The sequence below is a fragment of the Streptomyces sp. NPDC060209 genome, from assembly GCF_042728155.1.
Classification (GTDB): domain Bacteria; phylum Actinomycetota; class Actinomycetes; order Streptomycetales; family Streptomycetaceae; genus Streptomyces.
In genome coordinates, this window is the sequence record NZ_JBHWZS010000001.1 from 1 (window position 1) to 17,212 (window position 17,212).

The window sequence follows — 17,212 nt, forward strand, 5'->3', positions numbered from 1 at the left end:
CTCCCCAGCATCCGGGCCCTCGTGCGTGCGGCGGCCCCGGACTCAGCGCACCTTGCGCACCGGCAGGATCGCCAGGGCGCCGCCGAGGCACACCAGTGAAGCCGTGACCAGCAGTATCGAGTAGTTGTGACCGCCTCCGACAGAGATGAGCAGCGCCCCGAGCGCGGGGGCGAAGATCTGCGGGGCCGACATCGCGATGTTGAAGATCCCGAGGTCCTTGGAGGGGTTCTCCGGGTCCGGCAGCACATCGATGACCAGGGCGAGGTCGACACCGAGGTACGTGCCGAAGCCGAGGCCCAGGACGATCTCCGCGCAGTAGAACAGGGCGATGGTGTCGGAGCGGCTGAGGATCAGCATGCCGACTCCGAAGAGCACCGCGGCGACGGCGATGAACGGTTTGCGGCGGCCGAAGCGGTCCGAGAGCCATCCCGCGGCCTGCGCGGAGCACATCACGCACAGTCCGTAGACGAGGACACCGGTGGCCAGCGTCTCGGTCGCCTCGGCTGCGGTGAGCCGCATCTCGTGCTGGAGGTAGATGAGGCGGAAGGTGGTGAACATCCAGTTGGCGAGGGTCAGCAGGAATCGCGAGAGCCAGGCCCAGGCGAAGTCCGGGTGCTGCCGGGGGCTGACCCAGTAGGTGTGCAGGACGGCCTTGAAGCCCTCCCGCGCCGGCTTCTCCTCCAGCGGTTCGTCCGGCAGCACCATGACGTAGCCGATCACCAGGAGGACGCCTATGACGCTGGGGACCAGGAACAGCAGCAGCATCTGATCGGTGAAGTACCTGGCGATCCAGGTGCCCGCGGTGGGCGCCAGATTCTGCATGATGCCGAGCAGCCCGCTGATCTTGCCGCGCCTGTGCTCCGGGACGTTGTCGGCGACGGTCGCGACGAAGGCCGCCAGCGCCGCGTTGGCTGACGCGGAGGCGATGACGAAACCGACCGTGACGACGGCGACGCTGCTCGCCGTCGCGATGATCATCAGGCCGAGGAGCAGGCCGAGCATGCCGAGGACGAGCCATGGCCTACGGCGGCCGAAGCGGCTGGTGGTGCGGTCGCTGAGGCGCCCGAAGAACGGGTTCGCCAGCATCGCGGCCACCGAGCCCGTCGTGGTGATGATGCCGAGCGAGGTCACCTGGTCGTCCTCGGGGACGATCGACTGCACCTTGAGCTGCAGGCTGACCAGGATGGGCGTCAGCAGGGCCAGGAACAGGCCGAGCTGGCCTGCCGCCATGCCGACGACGAGCCGGGGCCGGGGGACCTGGAGAGCCCGCTCGGGGGCGGTGGGCCCGCCGGGCGGGGGCGCGCCGCCGGTGCTGCCGAGGGTGTCCGTGGTCACGGTGAGGACTGCTTCCTGTCGAGGGGGCAGGGCATGAGCGGATGTGCGGGGCGGGTTACGAGTGGCTGAGGTGGCGTTCCGAGCCGACCCGGCGCAGGGGGCCCGTCAGCTCGATGCCGGCGCTCAGCCTGATGTCGCCGCTGGAGGAACCGAGCATGAGGCGGAGGGCACCGGGCTCGACGATGCGCTGCCCGTCGCCCGAGGCGTCCTTCGTGTACGAGGTCTGGTCGGCGTGCACCCGGAAGGAGACCCGGGCCGTCGCGCCGGGCTCGAGGTCGACGGTGCCGAAGGCCGCCAGCTGCTGCGTGGGCCGGGCCACCTGCGCGACCGGGTCGTCGTAGTACAGCTGGACGGTCTCCCGGCCCGCGCACCCGCCCGTGTTGCGCACGAGGCAGGAGACCTCGATGAACCCGTCGGTCGGGACGCGCCCGTCGTGGGCGACACGCAGGTCCTCGTAGCCGAAGGTGGTGTAGGAGATGCCGTGCCCGAAGGGGTAGAGCGGTGTGTTGTCCAGGACGCTGATGCCGTCGCTGTGGCGGCCGAGGGGCGGGTTGAGGTAGGTGCCCGGGCTGCTCCCCGGGGTGGCCGGTATCTGGACGGGCAGCTTGCCGCTCGGGGTGGCCCGGCCCGACAGGACTCGGGCCAGCGCGGGGCCGCCCTCCTCTCCGGGCATGAACGACTGGACGACGCCCGCACAGCGCTCGGCGAGTCCTCCGAGCGCGTAGGGGCGGCCGGAGACGACGAGCAGGACGACCGGGACTCCGGTGGCGAGCACCTCCTCGACCAGCTGTACCTGCACCCCGGGCAGCTCGAGGTCGGGGGCGTCGCACCCCTCCCCCGAGGTGCCGTTCCCGAACATCCCGGAACGGTCGCCGACGACGACCAGGGCGAGGTCCGCCGAGCGGGCGGCACGGACGGCTGCGGGCAGGCCGGAGCGGTCTTCGCCGCTGACCGCGCAGCCCTGCTCGTAGGTGAAGGTGATGTCCGGCAGCTCGGCGGTGAGCGCCTCGCGCAGGCTGGGCAGGGCGAGGCCCGCCGGGTGGCCGGGGTGCTTGGGCAGGACGTGGTTGGGGAAGGAGTAGCAGCCCAGGAAGGTGCCGGAGTCGTCCGCGCCGGGGCCGACGAGGGCGATGCCGGGTGTACGGGCGCCGTCCAGGGGCAGAGCGGCACCGTCGTTGGCCAGCAGGACGACGGAACGCTCGGCGACGGCGCGGGCCAGTGCCCGGTTGGCCGGGGAGTCGAGGTCGACGGGAGTACCGGCCCCGGCGTCCGCCTCAGGGCTGTAGCCGGCGTCCAGGAGGCCGAGCCGGAGCTTGTGGCGCAGGACGCGTTCGACAGCACGGTCCAGGAGCTCGGGCGCCACCTGCCCCGCGTCGAGCTGCCGGGCGAGAGGGTCGCCGTAGCAGCGGGTGTTGGGCAGCTCGACGTCCATGCCGGCGCTCAGCGCGACGCGGGCCGCGTCCGCCTCGTCGGCGGCCACCCGGTGCATGGTGTGGAGAAAGGCGATCGACCCGTAGTCGGAGACGACGGTGCCGGTGAACCCCCACTGCTCGCGCAGCACTGTCGTCAGGAGGTGCTCGTCGGCGCAGGCGGGGACTCCGTCCTGGTCGGTGTAGGTGTTCATCACCGAACCCACCGCACCCTCGCGCACGGCCATCTCGAACGGCGGCAGGATGACGTCGGCCATCTCGCGGGCGCCGATGGAGACGGGCGCGTGGTTGCGGGCGCCCCGCGAGGCCGCGTGGCCGGCGAAGTGCTTGAGCGTGGCGATGACGCCCTGGGACTGCACGCCGCGCACATAGGCGGTGCCGATGAGCCCGGTCAGATACGGGTCCTCGCCGAGGGTCTCCTCGACGCGGCCCCAGCGGTAGTCCCGTACGACGTCCAGGACCGGGGCGAGCCCTTGGTGGACGCCGACGGACGCCATGTCGCGGCCGATCGCGGCGCCCATCCGCTCGATCAGTTCGGTGTCGAAGGTCGCGGCCCAGGCCAGGGGCGTGGGGTAGACGGTGGCACCGAACGCGGCGAAGCCGGTGAGGCACTCCTCGTGCGCGATGGCGGGGATTCCCAGCCGGGTGGTGTCGGTCAGCAGCCGTTGCACACGCACGAGTTCGGCGCGGCCCTCTTCGGGGGTGAGCGGGCGGGTGCCGTAGGGACGGGTGAGGTGGCCGATGCCGTGGGCGAGGGCCTCGGACTCGCCGGACCGAGCGGCGAGGGCCTCCTCGATCGGCGCGACCCGGGCGTCGCCGCTGCCGACGTTGGCCTTGGCCCAGTAGCTGCCCAGCTGGGCGAGCTTCTCGGTCCGCGTCATCTCGGCCATGAGTGCCTCGATGCGCTCGTCGGCGCCGAGCGACGGGTCGTTCCAGTGGTTCATGGGTCTCCTGCTCCCGGCCCGTGGTGCCGTACGCCGCGTCGGGAGCCGGGCAGGCGGGCCGGATAAATTCACACCATTGACAAAAAGGTGCGTGCAGCATGCACAGGAGGAAAGTTCCAGGTCAAGGGGTTGCGCACGTCATTCTCAGCTATTCGGAACGAATGATTCCGGGCATGCCGAAGAGCGGCTGCAGCCCCGCTCGGGGCAGTATGCAGCCGCTTCGGGCCCCAGGGCGCCAGGGAGGAACAGCCGTGCGGAACGCGGGCGTCAGTGACCGAACGCCCGGTGCGCCACACCTTCCAGGTGCGTACGCATCGCGGTCTCGCAGCCCTCCGCGTCCTGCGCCTCGAACGCGCCCAGGACCGCGGCGTGTTCGGCGAGAGCCTCCTCCGTGTCACTGACCCGGCCACCGGTGAAGCGGCGGAAGCGCTGGATGTGGGCGCCCAGCGGGTCGATCGCGGCACTGAGGAAGCGATTGCCCGCGGCACGGGCGATCGTGGCGTGGAAGGCCGAGTCCGCCTGGAGGTAGGCACGGAAGTCGTCCGCCACGCGCTGCACCGCCGCCGCTTCCATCAGCCGGTGGCTCTCGGCCAGCGCGCGCGCCGTCCCGACCGCGTCCCGCTCGCACGCCTGACGGGCGCTGTACGGCTCGATCAGCAGCCGGGCACCCATCAGCTCACGGAACCCGCCGTCGTCCAGAAGCGGTGCGACCGTGTACCCACGGTGCGGGACTCGGACGACCAGGCCGGTGTTCTCCAGCTTGGCTAGGGCCTCACGCAGCGGCGTCGGCGAGACGCCCCAGTCCTTGGCGATGGTGTCGATGCGCAGGGGTGTGCCCGGTTCCAGGCCCTCGTCGAGGATCAGGGCGAGCAACGCGTCGTACGCCTCGTCCATGAGGACGGTCCTGCCGAGCCCGGCCGGACGTACCTGTCTGCCGGCTGGTCCCATCGTTGACTCTCCCTGTGACATGCCGGACGCTACCGGCTGACCGTCTTCAGCCTAGTCGGAACGGCTGCCCCTGCCCCGACGGGCCCGTTCAGCGCGGGGACAGCAGGGTGACCAGCGCGGAGTCGTCCTCGGCTGCCAGTCCCTGGCTGACGGCGAGCTGGTAGAGCTGGTCGGCCGCGGCGGCCACGGAGGTGGCGACACCGGCCTTCTTGGCCAGGGAGACCACGATGTTCATGTCCTTGCGGATGATGTCCAGCCGGGAGCGCAGCTCCGGCCCGCCGGTGCCGTCCTCCTTCACCTCGTACTGCTGGGCCATGCGCGGGCCGCGGTCGGCCAGCATGAAGGACGCGGCGGCTCCCTGGCCGAGGACGTCGACGGCGCGGTCCAGGTCGATGCCGAGGGCGCGGGCCAGCGCGAGTGACTCGGCGGCGGCCGCGGTGTGGATGCCGCACAGCAGCTGATTGACCGTCTTCATGACCTGCCCGTCCCCGATGCGCGGTCCGACGACGTGCAGCGTGGAGCCGAGCCGGGAGAGGACGGCCCCGGCGGCCTCCAGGGCGGCGTCGTCCGCGCCGGCCATGATGAGCAGGTCGCCCGTCCCGGCGCGTACGGCGCCACCGCTGACGGGCGCGTCGACCAGGCCCACCCCCTGTTCGGCGAGGCGCGCCGCGACGGCCTGGACGGCGTCGACGCCGACGGTCGAGGTGACCACGACGACCGCACCGCCGCGCAGCGACTCGGCGGCGCCGTGCTCGACGGTCCCGCCCCCGAACAGACAGGACTCCAGCTGTTCCTGGTCCCGTACGGCGATGACCACGACATCGGCGCCCTCCACGGCCTCGGCCGGGGTGGCGGCGGGCGTGGCACCGCCCTGCGCGGCAAGGGCGCGCCGCTCCTCGAAGACGTCGAAGGCCCGGACCGGGAAGACGCCGGCGAGGCGGTTGGCCATGGGCAGGCCCATGGCTCCGAGGCCCAGGACGGCGGTGGTGGGGGTGGAGGTCTCAGCGGACATCGGATGCTTCTTCCTTGCGGGGTACGGCCGTGAGGGCCGCGTGGACAGATTCTCTCGTCGGGCCGGATCGCTCGGACCGCGCCGGTTCCCGGCGGGCCGCGTCGCTGCGCGCCGTCAGACGAGGACCGCGTACATGAGCAGGGACATGCCCAGGCCCATCACGGCGACGATCGTCGAAAGGGCCGACCAGGTCTTGATGTTCTGGGAGACGCTCATCCCGAAGTACTCCTTCGCCAGCCAGAAACCGGCGTCGTTGACATGCGAGAAGAAGAGCGATCCCGCCCCCACCGCGAGTGCGATCAGGGAGGCCTCCACCGGTGGGGTGCCCGCCACCATCGGAGCCATGATGCCCGCCGCCGCCGTCGTGGCGACGGTGGCCGAGCCGGTGGCCAGCCGGATCAGCACGGCGAGCAGCCAGCCGAGGACGAGCAGCGGCATGTCCGCCTCTGCGGCGAACTTGCCGATGGCGTCGGCCACGCCGGTGTCCACGATGATCTGCTTGAAGCCTCCGCCGGCCCCGACGATGAGCAGGATGCCGGCGACGGCCGGCAAGCCCGCGGTCACGACGGTGCGGACCTCGGCGCGGGTGCGGCCGAGCCGGAAACCGAAGACGACCATGGCGACGAGGACGGCGACGAACATCGCGATGAGCGGTGTGCCGAGGAAGTCCAGCAGGCGGTTGTACCAGGCGTCGCCGGGGAACGCGATGTCGACGACCGACTTGGCGAGCATCAGCACGACGGGCAGGGCGACCGCGCCGACGGAGGTGGCGAAGCTCGGCAGACGACGGGCCGGGCCCGTGCCCCGCGTCCGTTCGGCCTCCTCGACGAGGGAGGCGACGAGCTCTGCCGGGGCCTCGCTGCGCACATGGCGCGCGATGAACCTCCCGTACAGCGGGCCCGCGATGATCACGGTGGGAACGGCGGCGAGCAGGCCGAGTCCGAGCGTGGTGCCGACGTCGGCGCTCAGCGCGCTGACGGCGACCAGCGGTCCTGGGTGCGGCGGCACGAAGGCGTGCATGGTGCCGAGGCCCGCGAGGGCGGGCACGGCGAGCAGGACCAGCGGGGTGTTCGTCCGCCTGGCCATGACCACGATGATCGGCACAAGCAGGACGAGACCCACCTCGAAGAACATCGGCAGGCCGATGACCGCGGCTATGAGCGCCATCGACCAGGGCAGCAGACGCGGTCCGGAGCGCGAGCCGATGGTGTCGACGATGCGGTCGACGCCTCCTGAGTCGGCCAGGAGCTTGCCGAGGATCGCTCCGAGCGCGATGAGGCCGCCGGTGGAACCGAGCGTGGATCCCATTCCGGCACCGAACGATTCGACGACCTCGGCCAGTTCGGTGCCGGAGCCTGTGCCGAGGACGACGGAGCCGCCGATGAGGGCGATGAACGGGTGGAAGTCGAGCAGCGCGATCAGCGAGATGATCACGCCGATGGCGAGGGCGACCATGACGATGAGCCGGGTGTCGTGCCCGGTCCAGGGCGAGGTCGCCGCCGCCAGGATGTCGGTCCGGGGCAGGACGGATGGAGACATGCGGGGGCGCGTCCTTACGTCGTTGTAAGTGGTGGCAGGGGGTGTGCCGACGCCACGGGCGTGCGGGTGCCGGGTGAGGCGTCAGCAGCCGGCGGTGGGCTCGTCCCCGGGTCCGGAGGCCTCGGCCGTGTCGTAGGCGTCGAGGACGTCGACCTTCCCGCTCGAGGGCGAGGACGCGTCGAAGCGGTAGCCGAGCCACTCGCGCACCAGCCGGCGGGCGAGTTCGAGGCCGATGACGCGCTGGCCCATGGTCAGTACCTGGGCGTTGTTGCTGAGCACCGCGCGCTCGACGGAGAAGCTGTCATGGGCGGTGACGGCGCGGATGCCGCGCACCTTGTTGGCGCTGATCGCGACACCGAGCCCGGTGCCGCACAACAGGAGGGCGCGGTCGGCCTGCTTGCCGGCGACCACACGGGCGGCGGCCACACCGATGTGCGGGTAGGCCGTGTGCTCGTCGGCGCTCACCCCGATGTCGAGGACGGACGCGACGCGCGGGTCGGCCTCCAGATCGGCCTTGAGGGCTTCCTTGTACTCGTATCCGGCGTCGTCGCAGCCGATGACTATGCGGAGCGGAGCGGGGTGCTGCTGATGTGTCATGTCGGATGTCCTGAGGTGGTGGGTGTCGGACCGTGGTTGCCGGGCCTGGTACGCCGCTGCCGCTCAGCCGTGGCCGAGCGCTGCCGCGACGGTGCGGGCGCACAGGGCCAGGGAGAGGGCCCCGGCGTCGGGGGTGCCGACGCTGCGTTCGGCCAGAGGGCGGGCGCGGCCGAGCCGCGGTGTGAGGGCGGCGGTGGACTCGGCCGCCCCGGTGGCCGCGACCGCGGCGTCCGCGAAGGCGGTTCGGGGGGCGCCGCCACGCGCGACCCCGGCGGTGAAGGTGTCGACGAGGGGGGCGAGGGCGTCGACGAGGGTCTTGTCCCCGGGCTTCGCCCCGCCGAGCGAGGTCACGGCGTCCAGAGCGGCACGGGCGCCCGCCGCGGCGCGTACGCCGTCGGCCCGGCCGGTGTCTCCGAGCTCCTGGGCGAGGGCCCGCAGGGCGACGCCCCACAGCACGCCGGAGGTGCCCCCGGCCTCGTCGGCCCAGGCGTCGGCGGCGGCACTCAGGAGCGAACGCGCGCCCGCCTTCCGGGAGTCCGCCTCCTCGGCGGCGCGCACTGCCGCGTCGATCCCCTTGCTCATGCCGCGACCGTGGTCGCCGTCCCCGGCGACCGCGTCGACGCGGCCGAGTTCCGGGGCGGCCTCGTGCAGCGCGGTGCGCAGGGCGCGCAGGGCGGCCAGGACGTCGGCCGAGGCGGCGCGCGACTCGGCGTCCCCCTCCGTGACCTGGGCCTCCGGCCGCGCTCCGGGCAGGACGTGGGCCCGTTCCGAGGGCTCGGGCAGGGGCAGACGGCGGAAGCCGGGGGCGTCGGCGGCTGCGCACCACCAGCGCTCCAGGTCCGTGTCGAGCCACATCAGGGTGAGTGAGCAGGCGGCCATGTCGAGGCTGGTGACGAGTTCGCCGACCTCGGGCCGCACGACGGTCAGTCCGGCCTCGGCCAGGGCGTCGGAGACATGGCCCCACAGCAGGAACAGTTCCTCGTACTTGGTGGCGCCCAGTCCGTTGAGGATCACGGCGACACGCGGCCCCGCGCCTTCGGGGCGCTCGGCGAGCAGGCGTTCGACGAGGGTGCGGGCGATGGCGGGGGCACCGGCCATGTCGGCGTCACGCACGCCGGGTTCACCGTGGATTCCGAGGCCGATGGCCATCTTGCCCTCGGGGACCGTGAACAGCGGCGTGTCGGCGCCGGGCATGGTGCAGCCGTCGAAGGCTATGCCGAAGGAGTACGTACGGTCGTTGGCGTGGCGGGCCGCTGCTTCCACGCCGTCCAGGCCGAGTCCTTCCTCGGCGGCCGCCCCGGCGACCTTGAAGACGGTGAAGTCGCCTGCGATGCCACGGCGTTCGTCGCGTCGCCCGGCGGGGGCGCTGGCCACGTCGTCGGTGACCGTGACGGTCCGGGTGTCGATACCCGCTTCGCGCAGGCGCGCCTGGGCCATGCCGAAGTTCATGCGGTCGCCCGCGTAGTTGCCGAACGAGAAGAGGACTCCGCCACCGGTGTCGGCGGCCCGCGCGACGGACTCGGCCTGCCGTGCGGAGGGCGAGGTGAAGATGTTGCCGACCACGGCACCCGACGCGAGCCCTTCGCCCACCAGCCCGCTGAACGCGGGGTAGTGCCCGGAACCTCCGCCGACGACGACCGCGACCCGGCCCGCACCCGGCCTCCGGGTACGGACGACACCCCCGGGCACCACGGTGACGTGCTCCGGATAGGCCGCGGCGAAGCCCCTCAGCTGGTCCTCGCTGAAGCGGTCGGGGTCGTCGAATAGCCGGGTCATGACAGGTGGGCTCCTTGTCGGAGAGGTACGGGCGGGTGCGGGAGTACGTCGTCCGGCCGGGGCCGCGACGCGTGGAGTGGACGGCCGGCGGCGCGGCCGGCCCCGCCGACGCTGCACGGAGGTGTCGCGGCGCCGGGGCCGTAAGGGATCTCGGGGACCGCGGTCCGTCTGTCAGGCGCCGGCGCGGCGGGGCAGGATGCGCCTGAGGTAGTCGCGGTTGGAGGCGGCCACGCTGAGGCCGTCGCCGCCGTAGTGCTCCACGCAGAACGCGCCGGTGTAGCCGTGCGCGAGCGCGATCCGGACTGCCTGGCGGTAGCTGACGAAGCCGGACTCCATGGGGGCCGGGGAGGTCAGCACGGTCCCCGTGGCGGGGTCCTCGACGCGGTAGTAGCTCTTCACATGCCAGTAGTTGGCGTGCGGAAGCGTCTTGGTGACCATCGACTCCCAGGACTCGATGGGGCGCTGCATCCGGATGAGGTTGCCGAGGTCCGGATTGAGGCCCACGTTGTCACGGCCGATGTCGGTGAGCAGCGCGACGGAGGAGTCGGCGGTGCCGAGGTAGGTGTCCTCGTACATCTCCAGAGACAGCTCCACGCCCACCGACGCCGCGTGGTCTGCGAGTTCACGCAGGCGGGTGACGGCCTTGTCCCAGGTCTCACGGTCACCGACCGGGTCCTGAGGGCCCGGCACCGTCCAGAACCAGAGCACGGCCTGCTGTTCGGGGGTGAGCGGCCGGTGCAGGCCGACCGAGACCAGTGGGACTCCGAGGGCGGCGGCCGCATCGATGGTGCGGTGCGAATAGGCGAGGTTGGCATCGCCGTCCACGGGGTCGATGACACTGCGGCGGATGGCGGAGATGGCCGGTGCCGTCAGACCGATCGCGGAGAGCGTCTTCCTCAGTTCCTCAAGGCGGGCGGGGGCGAGGTCACCCGGCCGCAGCCAGCCGTCAGTGAGATCGACCTCGGTGAACCCGGCGTCCACGACGTCCTGGAGGCTCTCCGCCCACTGCTGGGCGGTCTGCTCCTGGGTGGAGACGCCGTCTGCCCCCACATTCGGGAACTGCAGGAGGGCGGCGGCGATCGGCCAGGTTTCTGCGGTGTGAGTCATCTCGGCTCCCTTTCTCTATTTCATATAGGATCTAGAATCCTGAAGGCTGTCAATGTGACCCACCCCACACACCTCCTGGCCGCCGGGCACGGACCGCGCCCGCTCACCGGTGGCGTGTCGTGCCGGCGCGGCCCCGTGCGCGCCGCGTCCGCCACCGGGTGCGCAGCCGCTTGTCACGGGGGACGCTTGAAGGCGTGCAGGACCATGCCGCCTCTGTCGCCACCACAGGTTCGGGCACGGAGCTGCTGGACAGCGCCGTCGCCCACGTCGTGCGCGAGACCGGAGCGTCCGTCGTGATGCTGTACCTGCTGCCGCCGGACGACACCACGCTGCACCTGGCCGTGCTCGCGGGGGTGCCCGGTCAGCTGGCCACCCCGTGGACCCGGGTTCCGCTGTCGGCTCCGATACCGGTGGCCGACTCCGTACGCCTGCGGTGCATGATCTGGCTCGGCAGCCAGGAGGAGCTGGCTCGCCGCTATCCGCGCCCGGCGCTCGTCCTGCCGTACCAGTTCGCACTGGGCGCCGCCCCCATCCGTACCGGCGACACCGACCGGGGCGGACTCGCGCTGCTGTGGCCCGGGTCCCACCCCCCGCAGCTGACACCCGACGAGCGCGATGCCGTCATCAGGGGCTGCCACGGCATCGGCATGCTCCTGCAGCAGGCCGAGAGCAGCGGCTACCCGATCCTGCCCGGACCCCAGCCACGGGTACTCGCCCCGCCGGAGCCGACCCCTCCCGGCCCGGCCGAGGCCACGGCCGTCGCGGAGTTCGTCCGCCGGCTGCCCGGCGGCAGCTGCTCGCTGGCGATCGACGGGACGGTCATCTTCCTCAACGACGCCGCCGCGGCCCTCCTGGGCACCCCGGCCGAGGACGTGCTGGGCACGCTGCCGTGGGAGTCACTCCCCTGGCTCGACAACCCTGCCGTCGAGGACCACTACCGGGCGGCCGTCATCAGCCGTCAGCAGACGTCCTTCACCGTGATGCGGCCACCGGACCGGTGGCTGTCCTTCCACCTGTTCCCGAACGCCACCGGCATCAGCGTCCGGATCGTGCCCACCTCGCAGCCCGGCCCACGCGACGTCCCCGCGCCCGCGCTGCCCACCACAACCGCGGTACCCAGCCGGGCCACCGCCCTGTACCACCTGATGCATCTGGCGGCGACGCTCACCGAGGCGGTCGGCACCCAGGACGTCATCGAGCTGACCGCCGACCAGCTGATGCCGGCCTTCCGGATACAGACGCTCGTCGTGATGACGTCGGCGGAGGGCCGGCTGCGGGTCGAGGGCGGCCGCGGCAGCCATCCCGCGCTCATGGATCGTTTCGACGGTGCCCCCCTGACCTCCGCCACGCCCGCCGCGCACGTACTGATGACGGGAATTCCCGACTTCTACCCCACCTTCACCGAACTGCAGCGCGCCTACCCCTCGGCGGGTCTCCGCAACGCCGTGGCCGCCTGCGCCTTCCTGCCCCTGATCGTCTCCGGGCGTCCCATCGGCTCACTGGTCCTCGCCTACGACCGGCCACACTCCTTCGAGCCCGAGGAACGCGCCCTGCTGACCTCGATCACGGGACTGCTCGCCCAAGCGCTGGACCGCGCCCGCCTCTACGACACCAAGGACCGGCTCGCACACAGCCTGCAGGCCCACCTCCTGCCCCAGACCCTGCCCGAGATCGCCGGCCTGGACGTGGCGGCACGCTACCTCCCGTCGACCCGGGGCATGGGCATCGGCGGGGACTTCTACGACCTGATCCGGCTGGACGGCACCACGGCCGCCGCCGCCATCGGCGACGTACAGGGCCACAACGAGAACGCCGCCGCGCTCATGGGGCAGGTCCGCACAGCCGTGCACGCCTCCGCCGGCGCGCCGCCCGACGAGGTCCTGGCACGGACGAACCGGCTGCTCACGGACCTCGATCCCGGCCTCTTCACCAGTTGCCTCTACATCCACCTCGACCTCGCGGGGCACAGCGCCCGCATGGCCACCGCCGGCCACCCCCCGCCGCTGCTGAGGCAGCCGGACGGGCAGACCGAGGTCCTCGACCTGCCGCCCGGCCTCCTCCTCGGCATCGACCCCGCGTCCCGCTACCCGACGGCCGAGGTCCCACTGCTTCCCGGAGCGGCGCTCGCCCTGTTCACGGACGGACTCGTCGAGGCACCGGGCGTCGCCTTCGACGATGCCACCGCGGATCTGGCCGCGCACTTCGCCCTCGCCCTGGACCAGGACATGGAGTCCGTCGCCGACACGCTCGTGCGGTACGCGAAGCGTGCCACGCCAGGCACCGACGACATCGCCCTGCTGCTCATCAACGCCCTGCGACAGGAGGGCTGACGCCCTCCGGATCCGCGCGATCGGCCGATGTGCGGCCTTCAGGTGTGCGGGTGTGGAGAGCCCTGGGGCGCCGAGGCGGTGGGGTTCATCGGCGCCCCAGGACGTTCAGCGGGGTGGTGCCGCGGGCTCGGGGCCGGGTTCAGCCACCGTAGAGGTCGCCCAGACTGATGCCGGTGGTGCTGGCCGCGCCGCCGAGCCTGACCTCGTGGTCGAGGCTGACGAACTTCCCGCCCGACTGCCACAGGGCGGGCTTGAGCAGCGCGTACTTGGCCTCGTCCCAGGTCGCCCAGTCGTAACCCAGCAGACCGCCGGTGTCGCCGGAGTTGGGGTTGATGCACCAGAAGGTCTGGTGGATGCCGTTCTCCACGATCAGATCGCGCAGGGCGGTCATCCACTTCTGGTTCGGGCCGTTGTCGAGGTGGCCGCCCCACTCACCGATGAACAGCGGTGCGGTGCCGTTCTTGTGCAGGTAGAGCCAGTTGGGGTCCCAGACGTCCCGCTCCAGCGTGGTGCGGCTCCACTCGCCCTGGAACCAGGGCTGCTGGTACACGAGAGGTCCGTAGTCGTGCGGGGAGTAGACCAACTGGTCCTGCTGGGAGCCGAGGTCGACCGGGTGGTCCTTCGCCCCGCGCAGGTTTCCACCCCACCACATGCCGTGGTAGTCGGTCGCCGAGGTGGAGGACCAGCTCACGCCGTCCTTGGGGTAGACCTCGATGCCTTCGCACATGACGAGGACATGGGGGTTGATCGCGAGGATCCGCTTGCCGGCCGTCTGGCAGGCGTACTTGAAGTTGTCCTGGTCGGTGGAGCCGTCCCACTTCGCCCGGGGGCTGTCGGACTGCTTGCCGTGCGGCTCGTTCTTGACGTCCATCGCCACGAGCGTGTCGTTGTCCTTGTAGCGGGCGGTCACCCACTCCCAGGCGGAGTAGAACTGCTCGGTGGTCACGGCCCCCTTCCACCACACGGGGTACACATGGCCGGAGTTGTCGGCCTCCGCGCTGTGGACGTCCAGCATCACCTTGATGCCGTACTTCTCCGCGACCCCCAGGAAGGCGTCGAACACCTGCAGGGTCGTCTTGTCCTTGAGCTCGGGATTGGCCCAGGTGTTGACCGCGCTGGATGTCGCGGCCTGACCGTTCTTCCACTCCAGCAGGAGCTGGGTGGAGATCGGGACGCGGAGGATGTTGATGCCGCGCTCCGCCATCTGACGGGTGATCGTGTCCAGATTGGCCGACCAGAGCCCGTGGAACACGCGCTCCGTGGCGTTGAAGCCGAACCAGTTGGCACCGGTGAGCCAGACCTCGTTGCCCTGCTCGTCGACGATCCGGTTGCCCTCGGTGTGCAGCCAGTCCGTCCCGGCACCGGCCGCGGGCAGGACTGCCGGAGCGGCGGTCGCAGGCTGCGCGGCGACCTGCCCGGACAGCGTCATCAGCAGAGCGGTCGCGGTCACGGCCGCGGCAAGCGCCGTACCCAGCGGCTTTCTCGTCCATGGCTTCATCCGTTGTCGCCTTTCATGGGGGTGAGGCGGGCAGCACGAATGGGAGCGCTCCCATTCCGTTGCTCACATGAAGCCAGCGCGACGGAACTGCTGTCAATGGACATGACAAGACTTCACTTCTTGAAGACACATGCCCATTGCGTCCGTTCGGTATTCCCGCGTCGAGTCACTTATTTGAGCGATGAAGACGAAATCTTGCGCAGCACCGTGGACTTCTTTACTCGGGTGCTCCTAGCCTGTGGGGCGTCCGAAGAGCCCCACGAGCCGCAAGGACGACCCACACGTGACCCCACCACCCGCTGGACCACGTCTGTTCAGACGCTCCCTGTCCGCCTCCCTCTCCCTCGCACTCGCCGCCGCGGGCACCGCCGCGGCGGTCGTACTGGCCGGCGCTCCCCCCGCACAGGCCGCAGCGGTCCCCGCACCGTCACCCGTCGGGATATCCGGCCGGGGCGCCACCGTCCCGTTCAAGGAACAGGAAGCCGAGTACGCCGCCACCAACGGCTCCCTGATCGGCCCCGACCGCCTTTACGGCTCCCTGCCGTCCGAGGCGTCGGGCCGGCAGGCCGTCACGCTCGACGCCGCCGGTGAGTACGTCGAGTTCACGCTCACCGCCCCCGCGAACGCGATGACCTTCCGCTACTCGCTGCCGGACAACGCGGCCGGGACGGGCCGGGACTCCTCACTGGACCTGCGGGTCAACGGCTCCTCGCTCAAGAGCGTGCCGGTGACGTCGAAGTACGGCTGGTACTACGGGGGTTACCCCTTCAACAACAACCCGGGCGACACCAACCCGCACCACTTCTACGACGAGACCCGGACCATGTTCGGGTCCACCCTGGCAGCCGGTACGAAGGTCCGGCTCCAGGTGACCTCCACCGCCGCGTCACCGTCGTTCACCATCGACCTGGCGGACTTCGAGCAGGTCGGCGCTCCGGTCGGCAAGCCGTCCGGAGCACTGGACGTGGTGAGCGACTTCGGCGCCGACCCGACGGGTGGCTCCGACTCCACCGCGAAGATCCAGGCCGCGGTCGACGCGGGCCGCACCCAGGGCAAGGAGGTGTACATCCCGCAGGGCACCTTCCAGGTCCAGGACCACATCGTCGTCGACAAGGTGACCCTGCGCGGCGCGGGTCCGTGGTACAGCGTGCTGACCGGCCGTCACCCCACGGACCGCGGCAAGGCGGTCGGTGTCTACGGGAAGTACTCGGCGCAGGGTGGCAGCAGCAACGTCACCCTCAAGGACTTCGCCATCATCGGCGACATCCGTGAGCGGGTGGACAACGACCAGGTCAACGCCATCGGCGGGGCCATGTCCAACTCGGTCGTCGACAACGTCTGGATGCAGCACACCAAGTGCGGCGCCTGGATGGACGGCCCGATGGACAACTTCACCATCAGGAACAGCCGGATCCTGGACCAGACCGCCGACGGGGTGAACTTCCACTACGGCGTCACGAACTCCACTGTGACCAACACCTTCGTCCGCAACACCGGCGACGACGGTCTGGCCATGTGGGCGGAGAACGTCCCGAACGTGAAGAACAAGTTCACGTTCAACACGGTGATCCTCCCGATCCTCGCCAACAACATCGTCACGTACGGCGGCAAGGACATCACGATCTCCGACAACGTCATGTCGGACACCATCAGCAACGGTGGCGGGCTGCACATCGCCAACCGCTATCCGGGTGTGAACTCGGGCCAGGGGACAGCCGTTTCCGGCACCCACACCGCTGCTCGCAACACCCTGATCCGCACCGGGAACAACGATTTCAACTGGCACTTCGGCGTCGGTGCGATCTGGTTCAGCGGTCTCAACGAACCCATCGCCAATGCCACCATCAACATCACCGACAGCGAGATCCTGGACAGTTCCTACGCCGCGATCCACCTGATCGAGGGCGCGAGCAACGGGCTGCACTTCGACAACATCAAGATCGACGGGGCCGGTACGTACGCGCTGCAGATCCAGTCTCCGGGCACGGCCTCGTTCAACAAGGTCGTCGCCACGCACATCGCCCAGTCCAACCCGATCCACAACTGTGTCGGCAGCGGCTTCCAGATCACCCAGGGCACCGGCAACTCGGGCTGGTACGCGAACCCGCCCGCCTGCACGGGTGTCTGGCCCGCCCCTGTGTGGACCAACGGCGGTGTCCCCGGGGGCGGCGGGCCCACGGACCCGACCGATCCCACTGACCCGACGGACCCGCCCGAGGAGACGGGCAACCTCGCCCAGGGACGCCCCGTCACGGAGTCCGGTCACGCCGACGTCTACGGCGCCTCCAACGCGGTCGACGGCAACGCCAACAGCTACTGGGAGAGCCGCAACAACGCCTTCCCGCAGTCCGTCACCGTGGACCTCGGTGCCGCGAAGGCGGTCAAGCGGCTGGTGCTGAAGCTTCCTCCGGCCGCGGCCTGGGCGACGCGCACGCAGACGATCGGCGTCACGGGCAGCACCGACAACTCCGCCTACAACTCGCTGAAGGCGCCGACGGGCTACACGTTCAACCCGTCGGGCGGTAACACCGCGACGGTGACGCTCGCCGGGACACCGGTCCGCTATCTGCGGCTGACGTTCACCGCGAACACCGGCTGGCCGGCAGGCCAGCTGTCCGAAGTGGAGGCCTACACCAGCTGACCGCACACGGACGGGCCCGGCCTGTGCGGCCGGGCCCGTCGCTGTGCGGGGAGGA

At 70.9% G+C, this 17,212-nt stretch carries 11 protein-coding genes; 2 read left to right on the plus strand and 9 right to left on the minus strand.

Going from position 1 to position 17,212, the window contains the following annotated elements; genetic code table 11:
- Positions 1-42: 42 nt before the first annotated feature.
- From ACFWFI_RS00005 to ACFWFI_RS00040, 8 genes are all read right to left on the minus strand, one after another.
- A complete protein-coding gene (locus ACFWFI_RS00005; RefSeq protein WP_387383654.1) occupies positions 43-1,335 on the minus strand; it encodes an MFS transporter in 1,293 nt (430 codons plus the stop codon).
- Positions 1,336-1,390: 55 nt separating this feature from the next.
- Positions 1,391-3,709 carry a beta-glucosidase family protein gene (locus ACFWFI_RS00010; RefSeq protein ID WP_387383656.1) on the minus strand — a complete coding sequence of 773 codons (2,319 nt, stop codon included), beginning with the start codon at positions 3,707-3,709 and terminating at the stop codon, positions 1,391-1,393.
- 267 nt (positions 3,710-3,976) lie between these two features.
- Positions 3,977-4,657 (minus strand): GntR family transcriptional regulator, encoded by a 681-nt coding sequence (locus ACFWFI_RS00015; protein WP_387383658.1) that lies wholly within the window; start codon positions 4,655-4,657, stop codon positions 3,977-3,979.
- An 88-nt stretch (positions 4,658-4,745) separates the two neighbouring features.
- Positions 4,746-5,669 (minus strand): NAD(P)-dependent oxidoreductase, encoded by a 924-nt coding sequence (locus tag ACFWFI_RS00020; RefSeq protein WP_387383660.1) that lies wholly within the window; start codon positions 5,667-5,669, stop codon positions 4,746-4,748.
- Between the two features lie 114 nt (positions 5,670-5,783).
- Positions 5,784-7,208, minus strand: coding sequence for a GntT/GntP/DsdX family permease (locus ACFWFI_RS00025; RefSeq protein ID WP_387383662.1), 1,425 nt, complete (start codon positions 7,206-7,208; stop codon positions 5,784-5,786).
- 81 nt (positions 7,209-7,289) lie between these two features.
- Positions 7,290-7,805, minus strand: coding sequence for a ribose-5-phosphate isomerase (locus tag ACFWFI_RS00030; RefSeq protein ID WP_387383663.1), 516 nt, complete (start codon positions 7,803-7,805; stop codon positions 7,290-7,292).
- A gap of 63 nt (positions 7,806-7,868) precedes the next feature.
- The gene (locus ACFWFI_RS00035) at positions 7,869-9,581 is read right to left on the minus strand and encodes a dihydroxyacetone kinase family protein (protein ID WP_387383665.1); all 1,713 of its coding nucleotides are present in this window, start codon (positions 9,579-9,581) and stop codon (positions 7,869-7,871) included.
- 171 nt (positions 9,582-9,752) lie between these two features.
- Positions 9,753-10,688 (minus strand): sugar phosphate isomerase/epimerase family protein, encoded by a 936-nt coding sequence (locus tag ACFWFI_RS00040; RefSeq protein WP_387383667.1) that lies wholly within the window; start codon positions 10,686-10,688, stop codon positions 9,753-9,755.
- A gap of 194 nt (positions 10,689-10,882) precedes the next feature.
- Between ACFWFI_RS00040 and ACFWFI_RS00045 the strand changes: the two genes are divergently transcribed.
- Complete coding sequence (locus ACFWFI_RS00045; RefSeq protein WP_387383669.1) at positions 10,883-13,018, plus strand: SpoIIE family protein phosphatase; 2,136 nt, start codon at positions 10,883-10,885, stop codon at positions 13,016-13,018.
- A 139-nt stretch (positions 13,019-13,157) separates the two neighbouring features.
- Here the strand turns inward: ACFWFI_RS00045 and ACFWFI_RS00050 are convergent, their stop codons facing one another.
- On the minus strand, positions 13,158-14,516 hold the full coding sequence (locus ACFWFI_RS00050; RefSeq protein WP_387383671.1) for a glycoside hydrolase family 5 protein: 1,359 nt from the start codon (positions 14,514-14,516) through the stop codon (positions 13,158-13,160).
- 283 nt (positions 14,517-14,799) lie between these two features.
- On the opposite strand from ACFWFI_RS00050, the gene ACFWFI_RS00055 reads away from it, so the two are divergent.
- Positions 14,800-17,157 carry a galactose-binding domain-containing protein gene (locus tag ACFWFI_RS00055; RefSeq protein WP_387383673.1) on the plus strand — a complete coding sequence of 786 codons (2,358 nt, stop codon included), beginning with the start codon at positions 14,800-14,802 and terminating at the stop codon, positions 17,155-17,157.
- Positions 17,158-17,212 lie beyond the last annotated feature (55 nt).